Origin of the sequence: Phocaeicola sp. RTP21198st1_B8_RTP21198_201120, from assembly GCF_040929485.1 — a bacterium.
In the GTDB taxonomy this organism is placed as follows: Bacteria; Bacteroidota; Bacteroidia; order Bacteroidales; family Bacteroidaceae; genus Phocaeicola; species Phocaeicola dorei.
Window position 1 is genome coordinate 1 of the sequence record NZ_JBCOCI010000152.1, and the last position, 4583, is coordinate 4583.

General features: G+C 42.5%; 5 protein-coding genes. 2 read left to right on the plus strand and 3 right to left on the minus strand.

Annotated features, from left to right (window positions below):
* Positions 1-129 precede the first annotated feature (129 nt).
* Both folP and cdaA read left to right on the plus strand, forming a co-directional pair.
* Positions 130-987 (plus strand): dihydropteroate synthase, encoded by an 858-nt coding sequence (gene folP, locus AB5935_RS23525; RefSeq protein WP_368327624.1) that lies wholly within the window; start codon positions 130-132, stop codon positions 985-987.
* Between the two features lie 31 nt (positions 988-1018).
* Positions 1019-1783: a diadenylate cyclase CdaA gene (cdaA, locus tag AB5935_RS23530; protein WP_005840698.1), complete on the plus strand. Its 765-nt coding sequence runs from the start codon at positions 1019-1021 to the stop codon at positions 1781-1783.
* Between the two features lie 77 nt (positions 1784-1860).
* Here cdaA and AB5935_RS23535 read toward each other — a convergent pair whose 3' ends face one another.
* The 3 genes from AB5935_RS23535 to AB5935_RS23545 all read right to left on the minus strand — a co-directional run.
* Positions 1861-2871, minus strand: coding sequence for a GNAT family N-acetyltransferase (locus AB5935_RS23535; protein WP_007856318.1), 1011 nt, complete (start codon positions 2869-2871; stop codon positions 1861-1863).
* Complete coding sequence (locus AB5935_RS23540; RefSeq protein ID WP_007833048.1) at positions 2855-3757, minus strand: DUF2156 domain-containing protein; 903 nt, start codon at positions 3755-3757, stop codon at positions 2855-2857. Before AB5935_RS23540 ends, AB5935_RS23535 begins: the two co-directional genes overlap by 17 nt.
* A gap of 221 nt (positions 3758-3978) precedes the next feature.
* A partial coding sequence (locus tag AB5935_RS23545) for an LrgB family protein (protein WP_368327625.1) occupies positions 3979-4583 on the minus strand: 605 nt, incomplete at its 5' end.

A 4583-nucleotide genomic window follows, 5' to 3' on the forward strand; every position in this document is an offset into this window, starting at 1 on the left:
GCAAAATCCTGAGCAACTTTTTGTTGCTCAGGTACTTAAAAAGTTTAATTTATAATAGTGTTGCGGAATTAAGGAAAAACTCAAGAATTGTGCGTACTTTTGTACGACCTAAATGACAAGCCGTAAACAATGGAAACCAAAACCGTCAAATATATTAATGTTAATGGGAAACTGATGGATCTCTCCCATCCGCAAGTAATGGGAATCCTGAATGTGACACCCGATTCTTTATATGCCGGCAGCCGGCAGCAAACGGAAAAAGATATTATCAACCGTACCTCCCAAATAATAGAAGAAGGAGCTTCCATCATTGATATAGGTGCCTATTCCTCACGTCCCAATGCCGAGCACATCAGCCCCGAGGAAGAGATGCGCCGTCTGCGTACCGGACTGGAAATCATCAATCGCTATCATCCCGGTTGTGTGGTGTCCGTGGACACTTTCCGTGCGGATGTAGCCCAGATGTGTGTAGAGGAGTACGGAGTGGCAATCATCAATGACATTGCCGCCGGAGAAATGGACCCGCAGATGTTCAACATGATTGCCAGGCTGGGAGTACCTTATATTATTATGCATATGCAAGGCACGCCGCAAAATATGCAAATGAATCCGCATTATGACAATCTGTTGAAAGAAGTCTTTCTCTATTTCTCGGAAAAAGTACAGAAATTACGCGACTTAGGAGTAAAAGATATTATTCTGGACCCTGGTTTCGGTTTCGGAAAAACAGTGGAACATAATTACCAGTTGATGAATCATTTGGAAGAATTCAGCCTGTTCGAACTACCGTTACTGGTCGGTATATCACGTAAATCAATGATTTACAAGCTGCTAGGCGGAACCCCTGATGATGCCTTGAACGGAACAATAGTGCTGGATACCATTTCCCTATTAAAAGGAGCGGATATTCTCAGAGTGCACGATGTAAAAGCTGCTGTAGAAACCGTGAAGATAGTACAGAAGATGAAAGACTCCGCTGCCTTTTAATTCTTAATTTTCAATTTTTAATTCTAGAAAGATGTTTATTGATTTTAGTATAAAAGACCTCATCGATATCCTGCTGGTAGCCTATCTGCTTTATCAGACTTACCGTCTGATGAAAGATTCGGGTTCTATCAATATCTTCATCGGTATCCTAGTATTTATAGGTATCTGGCTGATTGTATCTCAGGTTTTGGAAATGAAACTGCTAGGGTCTATCTTCGATAAATTGGTCAGTGTAGGTGTCCTAGCCCTGATTATTCTTTTTCAGGATGATATACGCCGGTTCCTTGTCACACTGGGCTCGCATAAACAGTTGGGACGTTTTTTCCGCTTCCTGACGGGAAACAAGCAGGAAAAGACGGAAAAAGCGGATATTATGCCGATTGTACTTGCCTGTATGAGCATGAGCAAAGGGAAGGTGGGGGCACTGATTGTCATCGAAAAAAGTGTACCTCTGAATGACATCATCCGTACAGGAGAAATTATCAACGCCAATGTGAACCAACGACTGATAGAAAATATTTTCTTCAAAAACAGTCCATTACATGACGGAGCCATGATTATCCGCCATAAACGGATAGAAGCAGCCGGTTGTATTCTCCCGGTATCTCACGACTTGAATATCCCTAAAGAATTGGGATTAAGGCATCGGGCTGCCATGGGCGTATCGCAGGAAACAGATGCATTGGCCATTATCGTTTCAGAAGAAACAGGTGGCATATCCGTGGCTTATAAAGGACAATTCCATCTCAGACTGACTGCAGAAGAGCTGGAACGTATTCTGACAAAAGAAGACTAATAACCTATCCGGATTTTTACTCCACAGATTATCAATCTTAAACATAGAAATTCAACCTATGCAACCAGTAATGAAAATCAATTCAGCATCAAACTCATATAAGGATGCTCCGCTTCCAGTAACAACCGGGTAAAACCATCCAACGTATAAGTGTGATATTTTTTTTCCGGTATTCTCTCACGAAAGCAGATACCACCCCGTACCGTATAATAGCCGTTATTCTCCTGAATAGCTTCATCCCCCTCAATATGTATATAAAGTTCGGATGCCGGATACTTATGGGCGAAAACCTTCAACAACTCCTCTGCACGGATAACTCTTGCCATCCCCAAAAACAAAGTATCGGCAGACGATGGAATAAAATAATCCATACGCTGTACCTTATATATATAGGCCGCTTCATACAATAAAGTATCCTGCACCGCATCCGTATCTGCCAGCAATTCCTTTATATATAATGTATCATCCCCCATTACCGTAAATGCCATCCCCACTATTTTATCCGCTTCCCGGGCAACCAGCAATTTGCCATTACCCAGTCTTAAATCGGCCATTATAACTAGAAAATCCTCTTTAGGATGCTGAATGCAACTCCTGCGCCCATGCATACGGGAATCAAAATAATGATAATGTTCCACACCGGGAAATTCGCATACCTCTATCCGGCAACTGGGCACAGGGCGTAATCTGTCTACCCTTACCTGCTCAACCGCATACCCAAAAACTGGAGCATATCCCGACCTGGCATAATAACCGAACAACCATTCCTCTGCAGGAATCAACGAAGCCAGCAAAACTCCATCTTCATACATACACCGATGCGTTTCCTTCAGTAGGCGTTTCATGGCTCCATGCTTCCTGTAATCCGGATGCGTACAAGCACCCGATATATACGAAGTAGAAATCACCTCACCACAAAAAGTCATAGGATAAGGTATCATCTGCAATGCGGAAATAATCTTTCCGTCTTCACGAATCACCCTGTTCACTTCATCCTTATATCTCATCTTGAAATATAAGTCGGTAAACTCATCGCTATCATTGAAGCAGAGTTTCCATAATGTTTTCACTTCATCTTTTGTGGTCATTGAGCTCTGCTATACATTTCTCGAGTAAAATAACGGGCTGATAAGAAAGTTTTGCTTTGCGCAAACCTTCCAGGCCAAGGTCTTCCTCGCGGTTTACATATATATATTGTTCGTCGATATGATTTGCATATTCATAGTTAATCATGGCATACGACCCTTCTATTCCCGTATCCGCCTTTTCAACACAAGTATCCCATGTTTCATGATTGATGGGAGCACCGTATGTAAAAGCGGCAATCTTCCCGTTGACATGAAGCACGCCACCCGTCAAACCCAACGCCTCCATATGGTTCAAGGCATATGTCATGGACTTACGTTCTGCCCCCAATGCCAATTGTTCCTCGCAGTTATTGGCACGACACCATTCCTCTTCCAGCTTCAAACATTCGGGAACCAGATCTGGAGTCAACGGTTTGTATTCATAATCAGGATACTGCTTCTTGAACTTGTTGATATGATTACGTTTGGCTTGAAACTTCTTTCCTTTCAAGGTTGCCAGGTCAGTACGCAAGTAGATATAATCAAAGTAATCCCGGTCTTCTGTAAAAGTGAAACGTCCGGGCATCACCGCCTCTATATCCGCTTTCATCCCCACGCATACCCCCAGCATACGCAATTTTGCCCCCATCTCTTCAGCATCCTTTATCAATGCTTCAAGAACAGGTTTCACATCTCCAGTTCCGACGGGCATCATGTAGGCCAATTCTTCTCCCGCATAGAAACGCAGCAACAGGTAATTATCCATCACGGCATATTTAGTCTGGTACAGGAAAATCCAACTACACAGATTGGCAAACGACAAGTCGCAATTACGACGCAAACTGCCTAAGGTAAAGGACTGTATCAAGTCTTTATCCGCTAAAGTTATATCTTTAAATTCTATCATAAAATATGGGTTGCTTGTTTTCTCACCACAAATCACAGAATCTTCATTTCATTCAAAGTGACAATAGTTATCAGACTGCTGTAAGAATGCTCTGTTACTACTGAATGCGGATAGACTTTTTATAAGCAATGCTCACCCCAATGACCATACCTATTGAAAATCAAATCAATCCTCTAATCTGTGATGATTTTATATATATAACAAAGATAACAGCTTTTTTGTTAAATCACACCTAATAATCTAAGAATTGTCGGTGTGAAAATCGCTGTCATAATTCCGTTCAAAGTCAAGCCCAAACTAGCGTATGCTCCATATTTTCCACTGATTTCCATTGCTGTAGAAGTACCGACCGCATGAGTAGCCGTACCCATAGAAAGACCTTGCGCAATAGGACTCCCCACATGACCTACCCGAAGTACCTTGAAACCGAACACCGCCCCGAACAGACCGACTACCACCACAACGGCGGCCGTCAAAGACGGAATTCCTCCCGTGGCTTTCGAAACTTCCATAGCAATAGGAGTAGTCACAGATTTAGGAGCCAATGAACAAATAATCTCCGGAGTAGCTCCCAGCAATTTGGCAATGACCACCACAGCCACCAATCCCACCAAACAACCTGCCAACTGTGAAATAACAATCGGAAGCAACTGTTTCTTTATCATCTCCAACTGCAAATAAAGTGGCACGCCCAACGCTACCACCGCTGGTTTCAACCAAAATTCAATCAGGTGACCTCCTTCATTATATATCCTTAATTCCGCAACACTATTATAAATTAAACTTTTTAAGTACCTGAGCAACAAAAAGTTGCTCAGGATTTTGC

Coding starts and splice junctions, on each gene's coding strand:
- folP (WP_368327624.1), top strand. CDS start 130: ATGGAAACCAAAACCGTCAAATATATTAATGTTAATGGGAAACTGATG.
- AB5935_RS23540 (WP_007833048.1), bottom strand. CDS start 3,757: ATGATAGAATTTAAAGATATAACTTTAGCGGATAAAGACTTGATACAG.
- cdaA (WP_005840698.1), top strand. CDS start 1,019: ATGTTTATTGATTTTAGTATAAAAGACCTCATCGATATCCTGCTGGTA.
- AB5935_RS23535 (WP_007856318.1), bottom strand. CDS start 2,871: ATGACCACAAAAGATGAAGTGAAAACATTATGGAAACTCTGCTTCAAT.